Below are 23444 nucleotides of genomic sequence, written 5' to 3'. Positions count from 1 at the left end.
TAATGTACCCACTCCTAACCAAACTCTTTCTTCTTTTGGCTCTATTTGTTGCCGGACACAGTTTCGCTACAGACTTAGAATCAACTCAAAGTAAGTTGCTCGATGACCTATCTACCCTTGAGCATGCTCACAAAGCCGGTGATATTCCTGTTAATGAACAAGATTTTCACGAGAACATTCTTAAACGGAAAAATGACCACTTTAAGAACCAGATCGTCGAGCTTTTAGCTCAAGAAGATACTGAAGGTGCATCTGAATTACTCCTTGCGCAACTCGATATTACTCAACGCTTGCTGCGCTTGAGCGAAGAGAAAATCAACACGCTCGCTATTGAGTTTCGTTCCGCTAAAGAAGACGAAAAACCGAGTTTACTCGCTAACCTTCAGCGTCGTTCTATGATGATGGATACTTACTATGAGCAGTTGATGGACACGATCAGTCAACTTGAATCTCATAGCGTTCCTATCAGCAGCGCAAAGTCGGCATTCAAACATTCGGTGAGCGCTAGAGCAGACTTTTTAGCCAACATCCTGCTGTATAAAGAAGGCAAAATTATCGAGCTAGAGCATCGTAGTGCATTCATCAGCAATAATGAGGACATTACGCGTGAATTGGTACAAGAAAACGAAGAGCTAGAGATCGCTTTTCATAGTTTCAAATCGATAGTGGATATGATGTCTTCCTTAGGAATGGAGATGACGGAACAACAAGCGTTACTTGAACAGCTCCAAAGGCATCTCAATACTGATCTTCTGGATGTGGACGTTGCTTACTCTTTCGTTGAAGAAACAGTGCACTCATTTCAGCTTTGGATGGTGGATAAAGCACCATCGCTGGTTGTTCGTCTGCTGCTTTGCTTAGCAATACTGTTTGCAGCTAAAAAGGTTGCCAACCTGGTAGCGGTCGGTGTTGGCATGAGCGTGAAAAGCGCCAAGATGAACTTTAGCGTCTTGATGCAAAACTTCTTCACCTCGATTGCTTCTAAAGCGGTGATGTTTATCGGCGCGTTAGTGGCGCTGTCGCAAGTTGGCATTGAGCTAGGGCCGCTGCTGACTGGTCTTGGTGTGGCGGGTGTGATCATCGGTTTTGCATTGCAAGATACTCTGTCCAACTTTGCATCAGGCTTGATGATTCTTATCTACCGACCATTTGATGTAGACGACCTTGTGAAAGTGAACGATATTCAAGGCAAGGTAAACAAAATGAGTCTGGTTTCGACAACAATTCAAACTGTAGATAACCAACGCCTAGTGATCCCAAATAATAAGATCTGGGGAGATGTGATTAATAATATTACGGCAGAGAGTATTCGTCGTGTTGATATGGTATTTGGCATTGGGTATCAAGACGATATCGACAAGGCTAAAAAGGTCTTCATGGATATTTTGACGAGTGACCCGCGTGTACTTCCGACACCAGAGCCTATGGTTCGTGTGCACGCTCTCGGTGACTCTTCGGTTGATTTCATCGTTCGTCCTTGGGTAAACACGGCTGATTATTGGGATGTCTACTGGGACATGACGGAAAAAGTGAAGAAGAGCCTAGATAAAGAAGGTATTTCAATCCCGTTTCCACAACGAGATGTGCATGTGTATAACCACAACGTAGTGTAAATTTTGGTTAAAAACAAAAAGGTCAGGCATATACCTGACCTTATTAGTCTTACCAATGGTGAGTAACTATGAATTAACTCACCATTGGTAAGTGCGGAACAGTTGATTTTTTGTCCCGTTTTTAGAAAGAACGAATGTCGCCTAGCTTATCGACTTACTTGAAAATAGCCTTCACTTGCTCTCGAAGTTCGCTGTGAACAGGATCATTAAGATAACGACGGTGATAAATCAAATGGTACTCAACAGGACTGAACTCAAAGGGAAATTCAAAGCACTTCAAACCGAGTTTTTCTCCCCAGCGTTCATACATGCTTCTTGAAACACTGCCTAACCGCTCACCTTCAGAAACCAACAACATCATACTGGCAATCGAACTCGTCTCAACAACAACATCTCGCTCTACGCTTTGTCCGACTTGCAGATACTCAAACGCAGACATACTTTGACGCTTCATCTTTAGGGCAACATGCTGCTCACTAAAATACTGCTCTTTTGTGAGGGTACTCTGGATTCTAGAGTGATCTTGGCGACACACAACCACCATTTGGTCTTGATAGATCACCTCTGAAATGAGTGCGCTCGATTGTCTAGGCAGATGGTCAACCACCAAGTTGACCTTTCTTGAAGTTAAATCTTCGACTAGCTGCTCATCGCTTAAAGGAGACTCCAAAAAATGAGCATCGATTTTGCCGTCAAGTTGATACAATAACGACTCGCTGCAATAAATAACGGGTTTAGCCTTAGTTCGAGAAACATCTAGCAGTGATTCGGCCTGCGCAAAGCGTTCAGCTAGCCATAAGCCTTCCGAAGTCAATTCCACGCCTCTGCCTTTGCGTATGTATAACTCATAGCCTACTTCCGCTTTGAGCTTTTTTAGCGCCATGCTAATGCCCGGTTGCGTCATCCCGAGCATTTCAGCCGCTTTCGTTAGTGAGCGAGTTTGGCTTAATGCAACAAACACTTTTATTAGGTTGTAATCCATGCGCATTCCTCAAAAAAAACCTCCTACCGAAGTAGAAGGTTCATCTTAATATGCTGCATTAGCATAGTGAAGTGCTGGTTCTAAAGCCGACTTGCTGATTACTGAACGCTCACGCTGCGGATACTGTCTATGAAATCGATAAATGCCATCTCGTCGTTTGGCTTATAGAATCGCCATACGCCCGTCCATCCTTCTTGAACATCAATCGAATGTGCAACACCAGGGCAGTTAAACGCCACTTCGAACGTGTCGCCGTTGTCTTTCATGTTTTCGTGACCGATATAGAAGTTGTCTTCGACAATCCAGCCTGCAGTGTCATAGGTGGTAAGAGAGAAAAAGCCACCATTGGCATAGTCTAAGTCGGGTTTCGGCATCTTGAATGTTTGACACTCGTTAGCTGAACCACCACCCACTACGTATGGTAGGTATTGAGCTTCGTATGAAGGAAGACCACCGTAACCCACAGCGGTTGCGTAAAGGTAAGAGGTAGGGTCGGCCTGCTCAATCTTATCTACAAAAGATTTGTGCTCTAAGATCTTGGCTTTGCCTTCAATGAATTCCATCACAAGGGCTTGGCGTAGTGCCATTACGTCTTGCTCTGCAAAGCCTTTTGATGGGTAAGGGCGAGCAGCATTGGCTTCAATTTTAAGCTGTTGTTGACGCTCTGCCGTGTCATCACCCGCAATTTTTGTGCGCGCTAGGATGTAAACATATTCACCATTGATATCATCCGCGGTGATGGTTAATGATTCGCCACGTGATACCACTTGGTGCGAAAGGTGCAGCTCATCCATGATGTGGATGATTTGATAATGATCGGACTCAGGGACAGTAAAAGTCGCCCCTTTTGAGACATCGACAATAGCGATAGAGTAAGCAACGTCACGGTTCGAACGAATCACTTGTTGATTATCGATACTCACTGGAGCGTCGTGCATCCAAGTGTTTACACCTGCTTTTGTTTGAACACCGGTAAAATACCAATCGGTTTCTGCCTCAACGTAGTTCTCTTTAGTCACCTCGGTTGCCAAAACAGAGGTGGACACCAGTGACATTAAAGTAGCTAGGATGGTTTTTTTCATAATTACTCTCAAATAAGCTTCAGTATTTTAGATTACCTAACCAGTATGACGAGAAATTAGAGGGCGAAAAATAGACTCGTATTGATATAAGATATCACTAGTGGTGATATTGTGATTGCAGCTAACCCGATAACAGCTGGTGGAAAGTTAGCAGTAAGATCCCGAGCTTTATAAACAACGAGTGCGAATAAGTATCTACTTTGAGAGAAGTGCAAGAAGCCTGCTATAGATGAAAAAACGCCCGACGAAATGTCGAGCGCTCTTCTATTTTGTTGTTGCTGTTTTATGCGAGTACATCTCGTTATCCGAATGCATCAATGCCGATTCAAAGGAACTGAACTCTTTTACTTGCGCAAGGCCGTAACTAATGCTGATAGCTAAATTCTCAACAACAGGGCAGACGGCGAGTTTGTCATTGATTCTACCCATCAGCTCTTCACCCTTCTTTTCAGGACAGTTTTTGAGTAGGGCGATAAATTCGTCACCTCCTGTACGGTAGATAAGGTCATTGGAACGCAGTGTATCTTTGAGAGTATTTGCAATTTTAATAATCGCTTTATCACCCATTGCGTGGCCATAGTTATCATTGACATGCTTAATTTTGTTTCCATCGATTGATACTAAAAGGAAGTCTTTAATATCAGGTCTTACGATTTGTGCGTCTAACGCTTTTCGATTGAGTACTTTCGTTAAGTAGTCTGTATTCGACCTTATAATTTCGAACCCTAAAGAGCGGTGGTTACCCCATCCCCAAAAGAATAGAAAGCAGATTGCAAAAAATATTACCAGAGCAAATAGTCTTTCATATATCCAGTAACCTGCGTAGAGCTTAATCGTAATCAGTGCCCGATCGTCGAGAACTTCTACCCGAAAAGAGGATAAGGCATTCTCTTTCATGCCCGTGCGGTCGGACAATTGGAGAATGGTTATTCCGTTATTAATGGTTGATGAGTAATCGTAGGTCACCGAGGTGTTGAGTAATGAGTCAAAGTTGATGTCATAAGATAGGTCACCAATGATTTTATTGCCGTAATAGATAGGTGAACTTATCGTAAAAAAGCTTCCATGGAACTTAGATATAATGACGTTATCCACCCATGACTGTCGACTTGAGTTTAAGGCGCAATCTTCATTGTTATCGCACCTTGAAATGAGATTGCTGCCAGACGTTAAGTCGTCATGCCCGTCTTCAATATGGATAACGGAGTTATCTTCATAGTTGCGAAAGTACAGCGCGCCATATTTCCGAATATGGGCAGCATCGTATTTTACGAGCTCTCTTGTTGTATTGAGTATTTCTGAAGAAATATCGTCCTTCAATTTCTCTACATCGGAAATCTCTTTTGTGACCATATCGGCTTTCAGTAACAGTAGGTTTTTCATGGTGAGTACATTCTCTACTGCCATGTTAAAGGAACGCATCTCCGTGTTCGATTTGGAGTGGATATGATCGAAAATATATCCACTGTATAGAAATATAGAGATCACGAGAGAAAATAATATCTTTCGTTCTAAACTCATTGAAGACTCTCGAAATAAACCTATGTAGGAAAGATTTTAGAATTGGTAGTGAATACCAAAACCAGCGTCTATCTTGAACTTGGATTTGTCTTGTATTTGAAAGGCAGGGCTTAATTGGCCTGTAAGGTGCCAGTTTGATGTAAAGTTCCAATCTAAACCTAATGGCATTCTTACACCAAAATCATCATCCCAATCTGTCCAGCCACCAAAGCCAATAAAATAGCCAACAGAGCCGTCGTTGGACATCGAGCCTTTAGTGAAGTGGTAATCGAGTGCAAAGCCGTCATTACCGGCGAAGACATTTACTGTGTCATTAAACTTGAGATTCACACCTAAGCCGTGGTCGACAGCCATCCCCACTTTAACTGAGGCTTGGGCTGGAAGTGCTAATAGACTTAGACAGAGAGTGGCGCTTGTTGCTAGAAAAGAAAACTTGTGTACCATTTAAATTTACCGTTGAAGTATTTAACTAAAATGCGGCTAGTTGCTCAGTACTCCTATATTCAATACACCAGTCAAATTTGAGCTTTCAGCCAGCTGATTTCCATCGGGTTAACCGTGGGGTAAATAGTGTTATCCGTTCACCCTATGACTCGAGTGCTAACAAGTTTACGCACAAAATAAATTAATAGAATTAACAATAAATTAATTAATCGTTAAGCAGCAGTTAACGATAAGTCGGAATATTTAAGGATATCGCGAGTTATTTGATGGTTTGCTTGAACGATGCTTCAACTTGTTCACGTAGCCAATTGTATTTTGGGCTGCGATAGAGTCTTCTAGAGATCACGACGGCTAGATCTCCAGTGGGGATATCCGCAGTACACGGAACTTCAATAGTGGATAAGCGATTGCTCAGACGGTGTGAAAGTAACTCGGAGCATGGGAAAACCAAATCGCTTTGTTCAACCATCTCAACAATACTGTGCAGATAACTACTACGGAACTTGATTTGTCCAACCAACCCCACCGATTCAAATGCCCGTATCGCAAAGGCCTGTTTCTCGTTCCAATCGGGGATTACCAAACTGGCAATATCGACCGACTGAGGGGCAACAGAATCGAGTTGTTTGCCGGCAAGAGGGTGGTTTTTTCGGCATAACAAGACGAATCGATCGTTTGCGATCTTTTTTTGATACAACTGTTTCGTCAGTTCCAAAGGGTAGTAGTTCACTCCGGCATCAATTTCACCACTCAAAAGCTTGTCTGATGTTTGATTGTCCCACGAGACCACATTTAGTTGCACATTCGGCGCTTGCTCTAACATCTGTTTACAGAGTGTTGCTGAATAGGCGTTGGCGATAAATCCATTCATCGCGACGGTAATTGTTCCTTCTAGTTGATTAGGACTGAAACTGTCTTGAGGCGATAAAGCGTGCTCTAATGATTCTATAGCAGGAAGTAATCCAACTTTTAGCTCTATTGCTTTAGCGGTAGGGGTTAACCCATAACGTGAACGGACAAACAGCTCATCATTGAAATTCTCTCTTAATCGCCCAAGTGCTCGGCTGATAGCAGGTTGACTCAGGTTGAGAATCTCTGCGGCTCGACGCGTGTTGCATTCCTCTAGGAGTACTTTCAAGACAAGTAAAAGATTCATGTCCAGCTGCCGTAGATTCATTCCCATACTCCAAAAATTACAAATTGATATATCTTGATTTCATTTACTTCATTGGAGCATAGCTCAAATTCAATGGATACTCCTCGTCATACCAAACAACGAGAGTAAATCATGAAAAAAACACTTCTAACTATTGCAACAGGAATGACCCTATTAGCAACTTCAATCGTTCATGCTAACGAGCGAAATGCCAACCCGGAACAGGCACAACCACGCGCGGCTTCAACAGTTGACTCTTTCGAGTTAGGCTTTGATTACGAAGCGGTAAACAATGTGAACTGGAACAACTACTCGGTGGCAGAGTCTGATTGGAACTTCCTTAAAGTGTTAGAAGATGTACCAGTCAACACTTGGATTCATGATGCACCTGTAAGTATGGAAAACCAAACCGTTATTCGTTCAAACCGTGATGTTGCTTACTCTTTAGCGGTCGTCGATGTATCTAAAGGCGCTGTTTTTAACGTACCAGCTGAAAACAACGACTACTTTCAAATCATCCACATTATCGATGAGAACCACATGACACATAAAGTGGTTCGTCGTGGAGAGACAGTTAGGATCACTCCTGAAGATCTCACTGGTGGTAATCACGTTTACTTATTGGCTCGTACACGAGACATGGGAGATGTCGAAGACCTCAAGCGTCGCCAAAATCTAATGCAGTTTATCACTAACTCGAGTCAGCCTTATGAAGCTAAGGGCTTTAAAGAAGAAGACGTGATTAAGTATCGTGAGAAACTCATTGCTTCAGCTATGAAAGGCTCTCCGATCTTAGCAGTTAAGGGTTTTGGTAGTGACTGGGCTGACATTGACTTCCATCACTTCAACATGGTTTCTGCTTACGGTTGGGGCGGCCTTAAATCAGATATTGCTCAATACCTCGATGCAGCGAAACTTAAAGGTGAATCGCCAGAGTGTTCAGAATGGCGAATTCCTACCCCGGATCTTAACGAAGCGTTAGGCGGTTACTGGTCATTGACGACTTACGGTGGCGACGGTTGGATTGCGAAAGATAACTTCTACATCGGTAACGATCGCATGAAAGACAATGGCGATGGTACAACATCACTGTTTGTAAACTGTAGCGACCATCCAGAGTATGCAAAGCACTCTGTTGATGTCGTCGATGGTTGGGCTGGACTTGTTCGTTTCTATGAACCAACGGATTGGAAGGCCAATGTTGAGTACCTAGAGACAATCCGCAACACGCCATTGGTACCGGTGAAATAGCACTACAGAAATATTAAGGCTCAATCCAGCGTTTAGGCGCTGGATTTTCATATCTATTGACCAATGTTAGAGAGCCCACAAATGCAAACACCGACGGCAGTAACACTCTAAATGTATGACTGGGATGGAAATTCGGCATCGCAGAGTCAGATTTATCCTATAGTTTTCATATCACGCTTTGAAAATTACATGGAAGTCATTTAGATATGGCCAAGCTATCTTCGGTGAGCCCCAAAGTTCTTCTAGCTCTGTTCATTTTGTTGACGTCGTTGACTTACGGCGCCATCTCAATATACGTGCTCTCAAATCACAGCCAATCCACGGTTAAAAAGCTGCAAAGTGGGAACAGTAGCTTTGAGCTTGAATCCGCCAAAATTTTTATGGAGAAGTACCTCGAAGTCGCAGAGGATCGCATTATCTTGGCGTCTCAGTATCAAGGTGTGATTGATGCTGCTTCCAGTTCAAATATAGAACGCCTTGCCTTTCAGTTAGAGCGCTTCAAAGGTCAAAACCAATCGATGCAATTTGCGGTACGAGACCGTACTGGGCAGATCTTATTTGAGGATACATTTCGTCACCCCGCAGCCAAACAAGAGCGCGTTATTTTCAATGCACTTGCCAACAAAGAAGTGAATGAGCGTATTTTATATCTGCTGCACGATGATACGAATCATATCTGTATCAAGCTATTCATGCCTTTGTATCAATCCGGCGACTTCACAGGTGTTCTATACGGTGAAACTGCGGTTGATTATGATGACTTTTTTGGTTCATTTGTGACGAGTAGAGAGCGGTGGTATGAACTCAGCCAAACAGTTCCTCCGGTTACAGAACTCTTAGAAACGGGCGGTGAACTCGCACGTGATGGCCATTCACACACCAACGTAAAACACAACCACAATAGTGAAGAGTGGTTGTTGACTCAAACGGCATTAACTCGAGGAGATTTGGTTCTCACTCAAGGTATTAGTCGTTCGTTTCTCGATGAACAACTGTCAGCTCTGCAGAAAGAGTTATTTAATGGACTCTTGATTGTTTTGGCGATCAGTTCAGTTTTGGTTGTATTGATGGGGAAGAAGCTGTTTGTGAACCCTCACAGTGAGTTAGACGGGTCGAAGAAGCAACTTGAAGAATCGAACAAACTGTTAGCAGAGAAAGAGCGTGAAAGTCACCTTCTTGCAACTGTAGTAAAAACGGCTAGAGATGCGGTCGTGATTACCGACCAAGAAGGGCGTATTGAGTGGGTTAACAGTGCTTTTGAGACGATGACAGGGTACCGACTTGATGCAGTCAAAGGGTTAACTCCAGGCTCCTTTTTGCAAGGAGAGGATACTTGCCGCGAAATGGCGAGCAATATCGGTTCTGCAATAAAGCAGGGTAACCAAGTCAAAGCAGAGATCTTGAATTACACCATAGATAAAACACCCTATTGGGTCGATATTGATATCGTTCCTTTACGAAATGGGGAAGGGGAAGTCGAACGCTTTATCGCTATCGAGCGTGATGTTACAGAGTTTAAAAAACTTGGATTGGAGCTCGAAGACCAAGCCCATAAAGCACGCCAAGCTAATGATGCGAAGTCACTATTTCTGGCAACAATGAGCCATGAGATCAGAACACCGATGAATGGGTTATTGGGTATTTTGCAGATGCTCGTCGACGATTTAGAAAGAGATGAGCAGAGAGATGTCCTTAAGTTAGCTCTTGGGTCTGGTGAGCATCTCATTGCCATTCTTAACGACATTCTCGACCTGGCTAAAATTGAAAACGACTCGTTAGAGATCGATCCTCATCCCTTCAAAATGTCAGAGATAGCCAGCCCAGTCTTGAATACTTATCAGACGTTATGCTCAGAAAAAGGCATTGAGTTTAGTTTGAACGACCAGTGTGATGCTAACTTGGCATACAACGGTGATTCCGTGCGAATTAGACAGGTTCTGCTTAACTTGGTTGGTAACGCATTGAAGTTCACTGAAAGTGGCAAGATCAACGTCAGCATAAAACCACTAGGGCAATCGAAAGTTCAATTCTCCGTGGAGGATACGGGGATAGGAATTCCACAAGAAAGGCTTGGTTCAATCTTTGATGAGTTTGAGCAAGCAGATGTCTCTACGACAAGAAATTATGGTGGTACTGGGCTTGGGTTAGCCATTTGCCACAAGCTTGTCACTCTTATGAATGGCCAGCTTAATGTGGAAAGTCAGCTATCAAAGGGAAGTTGCTTTAGTTTTGTTATTAAATTGCCAAAAATTGTTCACGAAGAAGATAAAAGCTCAATACCTCAAGAAATAGATCTCTCATCATTTAAGGTGCTGGTGACAGACGACAACAAAATGAACCGTATTATCGCCAATGGTTTTCTAGATAAATTAAACATTGAGTGTGTAACTTGTGCAGATGGGTACGAGGCTTTAGCTATGGTCGAGACTGGGCGCTTTAACCTTCTGATTATTGACAATCATATGCCGAAAATGAATGGGGTGGAGACAGTTAAGAAAATACGTGAAGCAGGCCATGACGATATCCTGATCTTTGGGTGGACCGCCGACATTATGCAAACATCAACTGAAGCTTTTTTAGAGGTAGGCGCGAATGAAGTATTGGCCAAGCCTTTAATAAAATCGGACCTGATAGAAGCGCTTGCTCGCTATCGTGATCGTATCAACGAAATAGAGACGGCTAGCTAACGGCTTGAACACATAGTTCGATGATGTTTTATAACATTGTAATAGTTTGATTCGATCACAAATTGCGCGTTTATCGATAGTTATTATGAAAAACAATATATTAGCTAACGAGTATTCATCATGTTTCCAACTTCTAATCAAGTTTTGTTGAGTCTAGCCTGCGCGAGTTTTGCTTTAGGTGCTGTCGCTGCTGATCACGGTCAGTCAATTCAAATTCCTATGAAAGATAAGGGCTGGTTATGGGATAGCGATATTGTTCTAGAAGCTACTCTTTATAAGCCGCAAGGAGAAGGGCCCTTCTCTGTCGTTATTTTTAATCACGGCTCGACAGGAGGTGATAAAGAGTACGCCAAACAAACGGTCAATCCGTGGGGCTTTGGGAAATATCTAAATGATAAAAACATCGCACTCGTGATACCGATGAGAAGAGGTCGAGGTGGTTCAGAAGGGAGCTACAAAGAACAATACACATGTAGCACTGAGGGAATCAGTGAGGGTATAGAGTATGCGACGGAATCTCTCGATGCATCGTATCAGTTCATCTTAGATCAACCGTGGGTCGACAAAGAGAAAGTTATGTTAGCAGGTAACTCAAGAGGCGGGATCCTGTCGTTGAAGTTTGCTTCAGAACATCCAGGTGCATTCACTGGGGTGATGAACTTTGCTGGAGGTTGGGTTGATGATTCCTGTGTTGCTGGCGGTGTATCACCAAACGTACCTTTATTCGAGAATGCGGCACGTAAGCTCAGCATACCGACTTTATTTATCTACGGACGAAACGACCCATTTTATTCCGATGAGTCGATAAAGACTTACGCAATGTCTTATGAGAACGCGGGTGGAAATATGGATTTTGAGCTATATCAGCTCGGCTCTGGAGCTTCGGGACATGATGTTTTCTACAGGTACTATCACTTATGGTCGGGTGTAGCTGATCAATATCTAATTGAAACAAAAATGGATGTGACGCGGTAACTTGTTGGGTGGCTATCTAACCCTGCATGGTAAAACGTGCAGGGTTAGCGATTAATTAATGATGGTTTTTTTCAATCGTTCGCCGTATTGATGCTAGAAGTCGAAATCGACCTTCACGTAATATGTACGGCCCATTTCTGTTTCTTCGTAGGCTTGTGTTGATTGGTCTAAACGTTCATCTGTCACGTTAGTTACACCGGCGCGGAACGTGAAGTTCTCGTTGAACGCGTATGCACCGCCTAATGAAACGACAGTGTAGGCGTCGAGGTTATTGTCGCTACCATCTTTCTGCTTACCGGTGTAGTTAAGGCCAGTAAAGAAAGATAAGTCGCGTGTTGCCAACCAGTTCAGATTTGCGTTTGCTAACCACTCTGGGGTGTAGGCGATGTCCTCATCGTCAACTTTATTAACGGCATCGGTATAGGTAGCGTTGGCTGTAAACGACCAGCTTGTTGAGAACTCATAGTTACCCTCCAGTTCAACACCTTTGGTTTCAACTTTATCCACGTTTTCGTATTGAATGATGGTCGATGTTCCGTCGAAGAAAGGTGTTAAGTCACGGTCAATCAGGTTTTTAACATCGTTAAAGAAACCCGTCGCTTGCACATAACCATCGACGCCAGAGTACATGGCAGACAACTCATATGTTTTCGACGTTTGCGGCTTTAGATCTGGGTTACCCACAAGCGTACATCGCCCACCACAACTTACTAGAGAGAAGTCTTCAGATGATTGGAAAAGTGTTGGTGACTTAAAGCCTTCACCGTACCCGCCTTTTAGGGTGACGTTATCAATACCGTTGTAAACAAAGTAGACACGTGGGCTGAAGTCATTACCAAACTGGTTGTTGTGCGTGAGTCGGCCGCTTAAGGTTGCCGCGAAATCATCCGTAACAAAATACTCATCTTGAACATAGACGGCACTTTGCGTGACTGAGCGAGAGCTCGAATAGTCGCGCTGGTTCTCAACGCTGGTGTAAGAGACTTGCGCACCCAGAGACAGGATCTGACTGTCAAAATGGTCGACAACAAATCTTGAATCTACTGTGTGATTGTCTTGATTTAGTTCAGCTTCATCAACCAATGGGTGGAAGTTGTTTTCGTTCACTTTGGCTGTTTCATAGAAGTAACTGGTATCCGATTCACCCCAATCCCAACTGCGTACATGACCTAAAGTGCTGGTCAGTTTTTTTCCGTCGTAGTAGCTGGTTGCTAACATGTTCCTGCTGCTGAAGTAGCTGTTTTCTACACGTTCATCTTTTGAGTACGACACATCAAGATAGATGTCGTCTCTGTCTGTGATAAACCAGTTCAAAGAGCCTCGGAACACGTTTCTTTTCTGTTCTGTCTGCGGAGAAAAGTTCTCACCTGCATTATCTGGGAACCATGCTTCTTGATCACTGATGTCTACGGTCGCAGTGTAAGTCAGAACGTCAGGAATGATGGAGCCGCTAACAAACGTATTACCTGCTTTCAACTCACCGCCAGCATTAGGCAATAGTGCACTGGCATTGTTGTCTGCTGGCATGCTGTAGGTCAGGCTACCTGAGACATTGGTTTCTGTTGAAGCTTGTTTCAGGATTACGTTAACCACGCCCCCAATCGCTTCACTGCCGTAGAGCGAAGACATTGGCCCTCTTACGACTTCGATCTGTTCAATAGCGCTCATTGGAATACTAGATAGATCGAATGAAGCACCACGGATCACCGTCTCACTAGAGCTGATTCGACGTCCGTTGATCAAAAACAGAGTGTAGTTTCCGTTAGATGAATTTTGATTCTGTAGACCACGGATAATGATTCTTGGTTCTGCACCTGTTGTCTTGGCAACGTGTACACCAGCCACGCTCTCAAGTGCTGTCGAAATGTCGGTGGCAGGCAGCTTATCGATATCTTCACGTGTGATCACCGAGATTGATGCTGGCGCATTCTTTATCGATGTCTCGTATTGGTTTGCCGTTACTACCATAGTTTCTGTGTGTTGCATGGATTCACTTGCTACTGAAGGTAACGAGATTGAGCCTGCTAAAGCGATAGCCACTGCTAATTGATGTTTCTTTGTTTTTATTTGTTCCATTTCTTGGGAAGTCCTTGGGGCTTATTTACTAAATAACGTTGTTAATCCATCTGCGAGCATCACACGCCAGCTATAGTAGTCGTGACCACTTGCAACGCTTTTGAACGTCACTGGATAGCCTTTCTGTTTTAAGGTGTTGAATAGGTTTCTGTTGGTCTGATAGATACTTGCGTTCTTTGGCTCTGTCTCAAATACACCGGCATTGAGATAGAATTGGATGTTCATCTTGCTCTTGGTCGAGGCAAATTCGCTCATCCAACTCTGCTGGTGTGGCAATTGCTTTTTGGTGCCTCGTGGTTTCCACCAAAATGAGCCAGATTGACTGAGCACCTTGCCAAAACGTTCTGGGTGTTCCAAAGCAATATAAGTCGATGCTAAGCCGCCATAACTCGAGCCAGACAACACCGTATTCTCTGCGGAAGGGCATATAGAATGTGTGTCACAAAGCCATGGCATCAGCTCATTAGCCAATATGTTGGCGAACGTCTTATTGGGTGTGAGTTCCTTACCTCGCAAACTTGGCCTTGATGGGTTAACAAACACGACCCTCATTGGTGGGATAGCTTTGTCGGCAATCAAGTTATCCATGACAACGGGTGTCGGTACTTTATTTAGGTAGGCGTCGCCATCGAATAGAATCAGTAACGGTGAAGCCTTATCTAGCGGGTAAACTTTGTTCGGCTGATAGATGCTGATCTTTCTCTCTTCATCACTCATCGAGTCACTGTAAGAAAAGTGGCTAACCAGCCCTTTTGGTCGTTTTTGCTCGGTTGCAACCTGATCGCTCGACGCGTATTTCAGCGTTAACGTTGACGCAGCGCCAAAGAGATCGGTATCTGATCCAAAAGTTGGCTGTCGATTCAGTGGATCGGGTGCGGCGGTCGCCAATACCGCTTTTCTTTGCTCTCGATTTGCGTCTTTTAGTAACTGGGGAACATTGGGCGCAATTCGGTATGAGAGGCGCGTGGTGTCGGGTACTTCAAATGAATGAAACCAGATGTCACTACCTTCAATCTGGCTCATCTGAGCATGGCCGCCATAAGGAGCGCCTAACAAGCGGACATTGTCGACATCACCTTTATATAAAAAGGTAACGATCGCTTTGTTAAGGGTTTGATATTCAACGAGCGGCGCGCCCTGCGACTCAATGGCTTGCCAAAACTTTTTTTCAGCATCTTTTACACCACCTTTGATGTCACTGGCGGTTTTAGACAGGGTTGGGCTAAGGATTGGCAGATCTGGCGATAAGTATTGATCGCTTTTGAGCGCGATCGGGTTGAGTTGCATCTCGACCTCTACTCGCTTGTTGCTGTCCGCTGTCACCTCTATTTGGTAGGTGTCTGCTTCATCGACGTACCAAAATATCTCGGTTTCACGGGAGTGGTCGTTAAGTAGTTTCTTGATTGGGTCGCCAGACGAGTTAAATGCAATCACTTGCTCCATATATCCTTGGCTGCGGATATAGCCACGGTAATATCCAGGTTTATCGACCTTCAAAGATAGCTGTGTTTCGGTGTCGAATTTGATGTTCTGTGCTTTGTTTGCATTAATGATCATTGCTTGAGCACTGGATAACTGAGTGACAAGAGCAAAAAAGAGAAAAATCCATTTCATGAAAAGTCCAATTGGTGTTAATGATATTAATTATCATTTATAGTAATTTTCTTTTTCACCCTCTAACAGCAGTTTGAGTTATGCAAAGTAACTAGATTGTTATGAAAACTGGCAGGCATTTATGAATAGTCGAATATCTTCATCTTTTAGGAAAAGCGCTCTCGTGCGTTGGGTTGAGGCTGAAGAGAAATACCAAATGGTGTCTGAACAATTCACAGAGACAGATCCACTTCTTGAAGGTAATGTGGATACGTGCAAGGTTAAAGAAAGCTTCTCTCTGCATTGGGGAACCACAACAGAGCTTAAAGATCATCAAGTGATATCCACAGCGCGTAAAGCTTTGATCTTAATAATCTTAACGGGCGGCAAGCTTGACTTCAGTTACGATGATTTGAACTTCAATATGGACTCTAAAGATGGCTACCAAGGCTTGGTCGTTAACTTGGCCAAACCTGCTACCTTTAGACGCTCTGTTCAGAAAGGAAACAAGGTTGCCAAGTTAAAGGTACTGATTCCGCAGGAGTGGGTTGAGGAGCGAGTAGATGCGGGCAGTCGAGTCGACGAATTTATCTCACAGCACTTAGCTAACTTTGACCTGTATTCTAATGAGCATCTACGTGCAATCATCGACAAGATTATTGAACTGCATAATGGAAACGAAACATTTAAGAAAATTAAGTTGGAGGCACTAACTCAAAACTTAGTTTTAGAGGTGTTTGAGCAGCTCACAAACAGTGACAGTCCAGTGAACCCCGTTCCGTTAGAAGGCTCTAATATCACAACGGATAGCACCAAGAGCTCCATTGATGGCCTTATTAACCACATTGAAGACAATCTCGATAGCGATCTTTCTGTTAAGGCTTTAGCGGAATATTCGCACACAAGCGAATCCAATCTTAGACGGAAGTTCAAAGAAGTGATTGGCTGTAGTATTAAAAGTTACATACGTCGTCGCCGCTTAGAAGTTGCTCGTAAACACCTTGAACAAGGGTTAACTTCAATAACGGAGGTAGCCTACTATGCAGGTTATCGTCACCCTTCGAACTTTACCAATGCCTACAAGAAAGCCTTTGGTTATCCGCCTGCTGAATCGGTGAATAAACGTGATTAGATTGGAGCGCTTTATAATCTAAAGCTAGGCGATATTTGAAGCCATCCCACTTTTTTGTCGAAATTTCGTCAAGTTTAATGCGAATGTCTTAGGTAGGAAGAATTGTGGAACTTCCTCAATTTAGAGGACTCTGATAGGCACTTATATATGCCCTATAACAACACTATGATTTTTCGTTTTATCACTGATCTCGTTATCATTCTTTATGCTGTCGCTAGCTTTTCGTTCATTCTTTGGTGTGCCTTTGGAAGATAAAGCTCTCACTGCGACCTAGATTACCTAAGTCGCAGGGTACTAGTATCTTCGGCTCGCTGATACACGCTTCCAAATAAAGAAAAAGGAAAGCAGTACGAAACATGCTTTCCTTTTTATTCGGTTTGAGGTGAATCTTTACTTCAGAAGATCAACGATAGCTTGGCCTACGCCATGAGCACTCGTCGGGTTTTGACCTGTGATCACTCGGTCATCGACAATCACAAACTCTTGCCATGGCTGCACCTTAGAGTAACGCGCCGCGCTACGAGCCAGAGATTCTTCCAATAAGAATGGGATGTCATTGATAGTGCCAAAATCAATCTCTTCCTCGCGTGTAAAACCAGTCACTGACTTAGATGCTAGCAGCTTTTCGCCATTGCTTAGCGTGATTGGTAATAGGGCACCTGGACCATGACAAACTGCTGCCACAATACCGCCATCTTCATAGTGCTTAGCCGAGATCTTAGCGAAGTCTTCGTTGCTTGCTAGGTCTGAAAGTAGACCAAAACCACCTGGGTAGAAGATCGCATCGTAGTTATCTCCATTGATTTGCGATACAGGAATGGTGTTGTTTACACGGTTCTGGAAATCATCATCTGCCAAGATTTTCGCGTTTACCGCATCGCCTTCGATGTCTGTACCGTACAGAGGAGCCTGACCACCTTTAATAGAAGCAATGTCGTATTCAAAGCCAGCATTCAATAATTCGCTCAGGGCATGAGTTAGCTCTGGTGCGTAAGTTCCATTTGCTTGGTCGGTTTCACCTAGCGTTGCATGGTTTGTAACAATAATCAGTACTTTGTTCATGATGATGTCCTTGTGAGGTTACGGGTATCTGTTGAATACCTTCATACTAATTGCTAACCAAATGGGTGATAATATGATTAAACGGCAAAACATTATTGCTAAATAGCAAAGGTGAATATGGCACAGGTAAATATGGATAGCTTCGAAGGCATTAACGAGTTTGTTACGGTTGCGGAGAGCAAAGGGTTTTCTGCAGCAGCAAAACAGTTGGGATGCAGTACCAGTCACGTGAGCCGCCAAGTCACACGATTAGAAGAACGATTGGGCGTGGCCCTGTTGGCACGCTCAACGAGAATGGTGAGCTTGACCGAAGCTGGTCAGGCTTATTATCAACAGTGTAAAGAGTTAGTGATTGGACTCCAGCAAGCGAATGAAACCCTGACTACTCAACAGACACAATTGAGCGGTGTATTAAGAGTGAGTGCGGCTGGGGCGTTTTCTGAGAATCATGTCGCGCCGGCTTTAATGGAGTTCGCTAAGCAGCATCCAAACCTCACGGTAGAGATCAACTTCAACACCTGCATGGTGAACTTTATTGAAGACGGTTTCGACTTTGCTATTCGTTACGGAAGATTAAGTGATTCAGGTTTAGTGGCAAGAAAGCTGGTGGATCGTCCAATGGCAGCGGCTGCCAGCCAGAGTTATCTTGATGAACATGGTTTACCAACGCATCCGGATCAGCTTAAACATCATAGCTGTATTATCGCGAACAAAGACGTTTGGTTGTTTGAAAAAGATGGCAAAGCTATGGATGGCGTGAGAGTTCAAGGTAGATGGAAGAGCAATAATGCTCAAACGGTTTTACAAGCTTGTACTCAAGGGCTAGGTGTTGCTTATTTGCCAAAGAGCAGCTTCAACGATGCCATTTCTTCTGGGTATTTAGTGCCCATTCTTGAACCTTATTGGGGGAGTGGCAACAGCAGCTGGATTGTGTATCAGAACCGCCATTTTTTGCCATTAAGAGCGAGATTGGCTATCGACTTTTTACTCGAATATTTCGCTGACTGGCAAGAGTAAGTTGCACGATTGACTCCTCTGTAAGGATAGTTGTGCCGACACATATTGTATTAGTTGACATGGCTTGAGTTGAACATCGGTTGGTTTGCTAAACTTGAACCCGTAGCACGATTTATGCTGCGCTGGATTGCCGCGAATGATGTTCTTCGCTAGTGTGCGGTAAATTATCTGTAGAGTTAGTGTTTCTGGGTTGTTGTCTATGTTAAAGCGTTCTCACCTCAAACTGAGTGTGTGTTTTCTGAGTCTCTCAATTCTCTCGGCATGTGGTGGGGGAGATGGTGGTGGCAGTTCTCCTGCGCCAAGCTCTCTAACGCAAGAGCAGCGCTACGATCTTCTGTATCGCTCGACGTTTGGGCCAGCGCCAGGCTCTTATCAAGAGTTAGAAAGCTTGGGTTATTCGGCTTGGCTAAATAAGCAGTTTTCTATGTCTCCAACTTTGCACTCAACACGTCTGCAAGAGTATCCACTGGCGGAGAACGCTGACAGTTACAATCAATCCGATCGCGTTGCTGTTTGGTGGGACGTTAGTTTGAACGCACCAGACCAATTGCGTCAGCGCGTCGCGTTCGCGTTGAGTGAGCTTTTCGTGATCTCAAGATATGGCGCAAGTTTGGGTGGTCGTCCGGTAGAGATGACAGACTACTACGATATGCTCATCACGCATGCGTTTGGTAACTATCGCGACCTGATTGAATCTGTCACGCTGCATGCTGCAATGGGTGATTATTTATCCATGATGGCAAACCAAAAAGCGGATCCGGACAATAATCGTTTTCCAGATGAAAACTATGCACGTGAAGTGATGCAGTTGTTTAGTATCGGTCTCTATGAATTGAACCCCGATGGCACAGATAAATTGGACAGTCAGGGGCAACTGATCCCAACTTACACGCAAGATGACATCGAAAACCTTGCGCGAGTATTTACTGGCTGGCACATCGCCGAAAAAACTAAGCCATGGTGGGGTTCTAAAGAGGGGAACTGGCTCGTCCCAATGGTGGCGTATCCTGACTACCATGATGATGAACAGAAGGTCGTGATGGGGAATGTTTTTGCTCAAGGGCAAACGCCAGAGCAAGACATGGATCAGGCAATGGATATGTTGCTCAACCACCCTAATACCGCGCCTTTGATCAGTAAACACCTTATTCAAAGATTGGTTACATCGAACCCTTCGCCTGCTTATGTTGCTCGAATCAGTGCATTGTTTTCTGACAACGGTTCCGGTGTCAGAGGTGATCTTAAAGCTGTGATTCGTGGAATTCTGACTGACGCTGAAGCACTGAGTGGCGGAGATCGAACCCCTGCTAAGATGAAAGAACCACTTATCGCGATGACCAATTTTTTCCGAGCATTTGAGGCTAAATCGGCTGATCCTACTGGGCGGTTCCATAACTCCATCAATATGTTTGGTGCATACGGACAATCGCCATTAGGTTCACCGAGTGTGTTCAACTTCTTCTCTCCAGAATACGCTCCAAACGGCGAGATAGCGGCAGCGAAAGACGTAGCACCGGAATTTGAAATACTCAGTTGGAATAATTTTATTCTGACGAACAACCAGTTGTGGACAGCGACAGGGCGAACCAATTACGAGGGCGAAACGAATCCAACTCGTATTGTCATCAACACGGCACCGTTAGAAGCGATCGCCAATGATCATGAAGCTCTGATTACAGAAATTGAAAGGCGTTTGCTCTCTGAAAGAATGAGTGATGAGCTTCGGGAGATAGTATTAGAAGCATTAGAGGAGCTTCGAGATACCCAACAGAGTTTAAAGGTTCGCAATGCCATCTATATCGCTGTCACGAGCCAAGAGTTTCACATCGAGGAGCTAGCCCAATGATTTCACGTCGTCAATTATTAGCGGCCATGGCCTCGACACCTATTGTTTCGATGATGGGGACTAACTCCGCTTATGCATTGCCAAACAACGACTATAAGGCCCTTGTTTGTGTATTTTTGTTTGGTGGAAACGATGGCTTTAATATGTTGGTGCCTAACGACAACGCACACTACGATGAATACGCGAATGCTCGTCCAGACATTGCCATCCCACAAGCATCACTACTGCCTTTGTCACTAAACACTGGTTCAGGTTTATCGTTGAGTTTGCACCCTTCTATGGGAGAAGCACAAAGCCTGTTCGATGCTGGGAAAATGATTGCTATTGCCAATAGTGGTGTACTCATTGAACCTGCGACTAAGACAGGGCTGAAGGACGGCACACATGCAATGCCACCTTTCCTGTTCTCTCACAATTCCCAACAAGCCGAATGGCAACGTGGTTGGTCTGGTAGCAACACTACGCTAGGCTGGGCAGGTCGCTTAATGGATGTGTTGAGTAGTGAATCAGACTCCATTAGCCCAAGTTTCAGCCTTAACGGCTATGCTCAGCTATTGAATGGTAGCGACCATACTGCCAATCTGATCAATGCCTCTTCGCTACCAAGAGTGAATGGAATTAACAACGCTCAACGTCGCAAAAGTTTCGATCGTGTTATGAGCTTGTCGCCACATACAGCGTTTGGGCGAGAATTTGATCGCGTGAAAAATGATTCGGTTTCGATAAGAGATACGCTCGCAAACGCGATTGGTTCGATACCTGAAGAAGGGCATTTTCCCGATTTATCTTTAAGTAAGCAGCTGCATACAGTTGCTCGTTTAATTAAATCAAGCGATCAGCTGGGTCATCAAAGGCAAGTTTACTTTGTCGGTTTTGGTGGCTTTGACACCCACGCAAATCAATTGAACGACCATGCGGAGCTGATGAGTGCTTTAAGCCAGTCTTTAGCTGCGTTCAACCAATCCATGGAAGCATCGGGTTTGGGTGACAAGGTGACCACCATGACCATGTCTGATTTTGGCCGCCGTTTGGCAAGTAATGGTACTGGTACCGATCACGGCTGGGCGAGTAATCACCTTGTGATGGGCGGAGCTTTGAATGGTGGGCAACTATACGGGCAATGGCCATCTCTGATCCTTGATGGAGATAATGACTTCAACAAAGGGCGTATGATTCCAACGACATCCGTTGAGCAAATCGGTGCGACTATCGCGAAGTGGATGGGAGTAAATACCGATAGCGCGATGGACTATATTTTTCCTAACCTGACGAACTTCTCAGTGAAAGATTTAGGGTTTCTCAAATGATCTAATTTGAGTAGTGAGGAGTTTGATGTGCTTGTAATTCCTATCACTTTAAGTTGTTCAGGGCTCGAAAAAGCTATTTAATCTCTTAAGTTTATGTCGACTAAGAACCACCTGTTTTGGGAAGGTGGTTCTTAGTTATCTATTGCTTACATCCCATAGCGGAAAGCTTTGCCAACTTTGACCATATCACGATGAATAGGGGCTAACGCATTGGCGTAAGCGGCGAGTAACTCGACGGTGTATTGACTACGCTCGTGGAGTTGCTGGTCTGTACATTCATGATGAGCAGTTAGGGTGTTTTCACAATTTCTAAATATCAAATGGTCAGGCAAAAAGCATACGTGGTTATTTTTACTGCCCGTCAATCGGAGTTCACTTATCGGGTAAACACCATTTATGCTGGCTGACACGCTCACTAACAACGCGGCTTTGTGAGCAAGTTCATCATCAGAGGTCAGCATCAAAAAATTTTTGAGTGCTGGTGTTGCCATTCCATGCCATTCGGGTGTGATAAAGATGAATGCGTCTGATTGCTTGAGGGTTTGAGCGATTGGTTTCCAGCAGTCCCATTCTTCACTGCCTTGCCATACGCCCTCATTCCAAAACGGCAAATTGAGTTGGTGTAAGTCAAGAACAGTTGTGTCATCAAAGTAGGACGAAGCTAATTTTTGCAGATAATTAGCGACATTTAAGCTTTGAGATTGTGCTCTCTGACTTCCGGATACGATGGTGATTTTCATAATAATCCCTTTTTAAGATCTGAAGTTGTGATTGATGGTTGTGTTTTAGTTGAGCGAGGTGTTGAGAGGAAAATCGAGACGACAACCGCAACAGCACCGAGTGATTGGAGCCAAGTAAGGCTCTGATCTAGAACGAGGTAGCCAAGAAAGCAGGCAGAAACACTGCTGAGAAAGCCTAAAAATGAGACCGTTACTGGTGCGAGCTTTTCAATGCCGCGAAACCATAAAAAGTATCCCAAAATGGCTCCAATCAAACTTAGGTAGGCGTAACCCAAGTAGTTAGTTGGTGTAAGTTGAGCTGGAATACCTTCTAGCCAAAGCGCGACAGGCAGTAATGCCACTCCACCAAACAACAACTGCCAACCAGTGAAGCCAAGCATGGTCATGCCTGAAGGGCGCCCCCACTTTTTCGTTAATACCACCCCTGAAGCCATGCTTAATGTGCCAAGTATGGCGATTAGTACGCCTCGTATATCGAGTTGCGTCGAGTTATTAAGAACCAAAAGCGTGACCCCAATAACCCCAAGTCCACATGCTGCCATCTGTTTTGAAGAAAAATGCGCCCCTAATAAGTACCAGCTTATGATCATCACAATGATCGGTTGAACCGACATCACGACGGAAGCCAATCCGCCTGGTAAGTAAGTCGCCGCGAAAAATAGGCAGTAGAAAAACAGTCCGATGTTTAGAAACCCAAGCACTACCATACGAGACCACCATAACCCAGAAGGCAAGGTACGACTTAAGAGCACTAATAGGAGACCTGCTGGCAGCGCACGAATAGTAGACGCAATTAAAGGACTTTCTGGTGGTAGTGCTTCTGTTGTCACAATGTAAGTGCTGCCCCAGACAATTGGTGCAACAGCCGTTAGTGCGACGGTTTTCATCTGTTGAAATCTATTCATACCTCACCTTTCTGAATCGGTAGTTTGTTTTTTAAAAGTATCTTTTGCAAAAGAT

The 23444-nt window shown here is 44.2% G+C and carries 18 protein-coding genes; 8 read left to right on the top strand and 10 right to left on the bottom strand.

What is annotated here, in order from left to right; genetic code table 11:
• Positions 1 to 2: 2 nt before the first annotated feature.
• Positions 3 to 1613, top strand: a complete 1611-nt coding sequence (locus OCV50_RS22455) for a mechanosensitive ion channel family protein (RefSeq protein ID WP_261905461.1) — start codon at positions 3 to 5, stop codon at positions 1611 to 1613.
• 154 nt (positions 1614 to 1767) lie between these two features.
• Here OCV50_RS22455 and OCV50_RS22450 read toward each other — a convergent pair whose 3' ends face one another.
• The 5 genes from OCV50_RS22450 to OCV50_RS22430 form a co-directional block, all read right to left on the bottom strand.
• Positions 1768 to 2595: a LysR family transcriptional regulator gene (locus tag OCV50_RS22450; protein WP_261905460.1), complete on the bottom strand. Its 828-nt coding sequence runs from the start codon at positions 2593 to 2595 to the stop codon at positions 1768 to 1770.
• Between the two features lie 98 nt (positions 2596 to 2693).
• The gene (locus tag OCV50_RS22445) at positions 2694 to 3677 is read right to left on the bottom strand and encodes a DUF1254 domain-containing protein (protein ID WP_261905459.1); all 984 of its coding nucleotides are present in this window, start codon (positions 3675 to 3677) and stop codon (positions 2694 to 2696) included.
• Between the two features lie 264 nt (positions 3678 to 3941).
• Complete coding sequence (locus OCV50_RS22440) at positions 3942 to 5060, bottom strand: GGDEF domain-containing protein (protein ID WP_261905458.1); 1119 nt, start codon at positions 5058 to 5060, stop codon at positions 3942 to 3944.
• Positions 5061 to 5234: 174 nt separating this feature from the next.
• Positions 5235 to 5642, bottom strand: a complete 408-nt coding sequence (locus OCV50_RS22435) for a hypothetical protein (protein WP_261905457.1) — start codon at positions 5640 to 5642, stop codon at positions 5235 to 5237.
• A gap of 259 nt (positions 5643 to 5901) precedes the next feature.
• Positions 5902 to 6798: a LysR family transcriptional regulator gene (locus OCV50_RS22430; protein ID WP_261905456.1), complete on the bottom strand. Its 897-nt coding sequence runs from the start codon at positions 6796 to 6798 to the stop codon at positions 5902 to 5904.
• Positions 6799 to 6930: 132 nt separating this feature from the next.
• On the opposite strand from OCV50_RS22430, the gene OCV50_RS22425 reads away from it, so the two are divergent.
• The 3 genes from OCV50_RS22425 to OCV50_RS22415 all read left to right on the top strand — a co-directional run bounded on the left by OCV50_RS22425 (position 6931) and on the right by OCV50_RS22415 (position 11711).
• Positions 6931 to 8049, top strand: coding sequence for a DUF1254 domain-containing protein (locus tag OCV50_RS22425; RefSeq protein ID WP_261905455.1), 1119 nt, complete (start codon positions 6931 to 6933; stop codon positions 8047 to 8049).
• A gap of 206 nt (positions 8050 to 8255) precedes the next feature.
• A complete protein-coding gene (locus OCV50_RS22420; protein WP_261905454.1) occupies positions 8256 to 10736 on the top strand; it encodes a PAS domain-containing hybrid sensor histidine kinase/response regulator in 2481 nt (826 codons plus the stop codon).
• A gap of 120 nt (positions 10737 to 10856) precedes the next feature.
• Complete coding sequence (locus OCV50_RS22415; protein WP_261905453.1) at positions 10857 to 11711, top strand: dienelactone hydrolase family protein; 855 nt, start codon at positions 10857 to 10859, stop codon at positions 11709 to 11711.
• Positions 11712 to 11804: 93 nt separating this feature from the next.
• Here OCV50_RS22415 and OCV50_RS22410 read toward each other — a convergent pair whose 3' ends face one another.
• Positions 11805 to 13787 carry a TonB-dependent receptor domain-containing protein gene (locus tag OCV50_RS22410; RefSeq protein ID WP_261905452.1) on the bottom strand — a complete coding sequence of 661 codons (1983 nt, stop codon included), beginning with the start codon at positions 13785 to 13787 and terminating at the stop codon, positions 11805 to 11807.
• Positions 13788 to 13808: 21 nt separating this feature from the next.
• Complete coding sequence (locus OCV50_RS22405) at positions 13809 to 15401, bottom strand: alpha/beta hydrolase-fold protein (protein ID WP_261905451.1); 1593 nt, start codon at positions 15399 to 15401, stop codon at positions 13809 to 13811.
• Between the two features lie 163 nt (positions 15402 to 15564).
• On the opposite strand from OCV50_RS22405, the gene OCV50_RS22400 reads away from it, so the two are divergent.
• Positions 15565 to 16512, top strand: coding sequence for a helix-turn-helix transcriptional regulator (locus tag OCV50_RS22400; protein ID WP_261905450.1), 948 nt, complete (start codon positions 15565 to 15567; stop codon positions 16510 to 16512).
• Positions 16513 to 16902: 390 nt separating this feature from the next.
• Here OCV50_RS22400 and OCV50_RS22395 read toward each other — a convergent pair whose 3' ends face one another.
• On the bottom strand, positions 16903 to 17574 hold the full coding sequence (locus OCV50_RS22395) for a type 1 glutamine amidotransferase domain-containing protein (RefSeq protein ID WP_261905449.1): 672 nt from the start codon (positions 17572 to 17574) through the stop codon (positions 16903 to 16905).
• 132 nt (positions 17575 to 17706) lie between these two features.
• On the opposite strand from OCV50_RS22395, the gene OCV50_RS22390 reads away from it, so the two are divergent.
• The 3 genes from OCV50_RS22390 to OCV50_RS22380 all read left to right on the top strand — a co-directional run bounded on the left by OCV50_RS22390 (position 17707) and on the right by OCV50_RS22380 (position 21744).
• Entirely contained in the window at positions 17707 to 18591 is an 885-nt protein-coding gene (locus OCV50_RS22390) for a LysR family transcriptional regulator (RefSeq protein WP_261905494.1), read from the top strand.
• A 199-nt stretch (positions 18592 to 18790) separates the two neighbouring features.
• On the top strand, positions 18791 to 20437 hold the full coding sequence (locus OCV50_RS22385) for a DUF1800 domain-containing protein (RefSeq protein WP_261905448.1): 1647 nt from the start codon (positions 18791 to 18793) through the stop codon (positions 20435 to 20437).
• Positions 20434 to 21744, top strand: coding sequence for a DUF1501 domain-containing protein (locus OCV50_RS22380; protein WP_261905447.1), 1311 nt, complete (start codon positions 20434 to 20436; stop codon positions 21742 to 21744). Before OCV50_RS22385 ends, OCV50_RS22380 begins: the two co-directional genes overlap by 4 nt.
• 146 nt (positions 21745 to 21890) lie before the next feature.
• Here OCV50_RS22380 and OCV50_RS22375 read toward each other — a convergent pair whose 3' ends face one another.
• Positions 21891 to 22484, bottom strand: a complete 594-nt coding sequence (locus tag OCV50_RS22375) for an NADPH-dependent FMN reductase (RefSeq protein WP_261905446.1) — start codon at positions 22482 to 22484, stop codon at positions 21891 to 21893.
• Positions 22481 to 23389, bottom strand: coding sequence for an EamA family transporter (locus OCV50_RS22370; protein WP_261905445.1), 909 nt, complete (start codon positions 23387 to 23389; stop codon positions 22481 to 22483). The genes OCV50_RS22375 and OCV50_RS22370 overlap by 4 nt, the downstream gene beginning before the upstream one ends.
• Positions 23390 to 23444: the final 55 nt, after the last annotated feature.

The organism is Vibrio fortis, assembly GCF_024347475.1.
Taxonomy (GTDB): Bacteria; Pseudomonadota; Gammaproteobacteria; order Enterobacterales; family Vibrionaceae; genus Vibrio; species Vibrio fortis.
The sequence above is the reverse complement of the archived record's forward strand: the minus strand, read 5'-3'. Positions and strand labels throughout refer to the sequence as shown.

Coding starts and splice junctions, on each gene's coding strand:
- OCV50_RS22390 (WP_261905494.1), top strand. CDS start 17,707: ATGGATAGCTTCGAAGGCATTAACGAGTTTGTTACGGTTGCGGAGAGC.
- OCV50_RS22450 (WP_261905460.1), bottom strand. CDS start 2,595: ATGGATTACAACCTAATAAAAGTGTTTGTTGCATTAAGCCAAACTCGC.
- OCV50_RS22375 (WP_261905446.1), bottom strand. CDS start 22,484: ATGAAAATCACCATCGTATCCGGAAGTCAGAGAGCACAATCTCAAAGC.
- OCV50_RS22435 (WP_261905457.1), bottom strand. CDS start 5,642: ATGGTACACAAGTTTTCTTTTCTAGCAACAAGCGCCACTCTCTGTCTA.
- OCV50_RS22440 (WP_261905458.1), bottom strand. CDS start 5,060: ATGAAAAACCTACTGTTACTGAAAGCCGATATGGTCACAAAAGAGATT.
- OCV50_RS22405 (WP_261905451.1), bottom strand. CDS start 15,401: ATGAAATGGATTTTTCTCTTTTTTGCTCTTGTCACTCAGTTATCCAGT.
- OCV50_RS22410 (WP_261905452.1), bottom strand. CDS start 13,787: ATGGAACAAATAAAAACAAAGAAACATCAATTAGCAGTGGCTATCGCT.
- OCV50_RS22395 (WP_261905449.1), bottom strand. CDS start 17,574: ATGAACAAAGTACTGATTATTGTTACAAACCATGCAACGCTAGGTGAA.
- OCV50_RS22430 (WP_261905456.1), bottom strand. CDS start 6,798: ATGAATCTTTTACTTGTCTTGAAAGTACTCCTAGAGGAATGCAACACG.
- OCV50_RS22455 (WP_261905461.1), top strand. CDS start 3: ATGTACCCACTCCTAACCAAACTCTTTCTTCTTTTGGCTCTATTTGTT.
- OCV50_RS22415 (WP_261905453.1), top strand. CDS start 10,857: ATGTTTCCAACTTCTAATCAAGTTTTGTTGAGTCTAGCCTGCGCGAGT.
- OCV50_RS22385 (WP_261905448.1), top strand. CDS start 18,791: ATGTTAAAGCGTTCTCACCTCAAACTGAGTGTGTGTTTTCTGAGTCTC.
- OCV50_RS22370 (WP_261905445.1), bottom strand. CDS start 23,389: ATGAATAGATTTCAACAGATGAAAACCGTCGCACTAACGGCTGTTGCA.
- OCV50_RS22445 (WP_261905459.1), bottom strand. CDS start 3,677: ATGAAAAAAACCATCCTAGCTACTTTAATGTCACTGGTGTCCACCTCT.
- OCV50_RS22425 (WP_261905455.1), top strand. CDS start 6,931: ATGAAAAAAACACTTCTAACTATTGCAACAGGAATGACCCTATTAGCA.
- OCV50_RS22380 (WP_261905447.1), top strand. CDS start 20,434: ATGATTTCACGTCGTCAATTATTAGCGGCCATGGCCTCGACACCTATT.
- OCV50_RS22420 (WP_261905454.1), top strand. CDS start 8,256: ATGGCCAAGCTATCTTCGGTGAGCCCCAAAGTTCTTCTAGCTCTGTTC.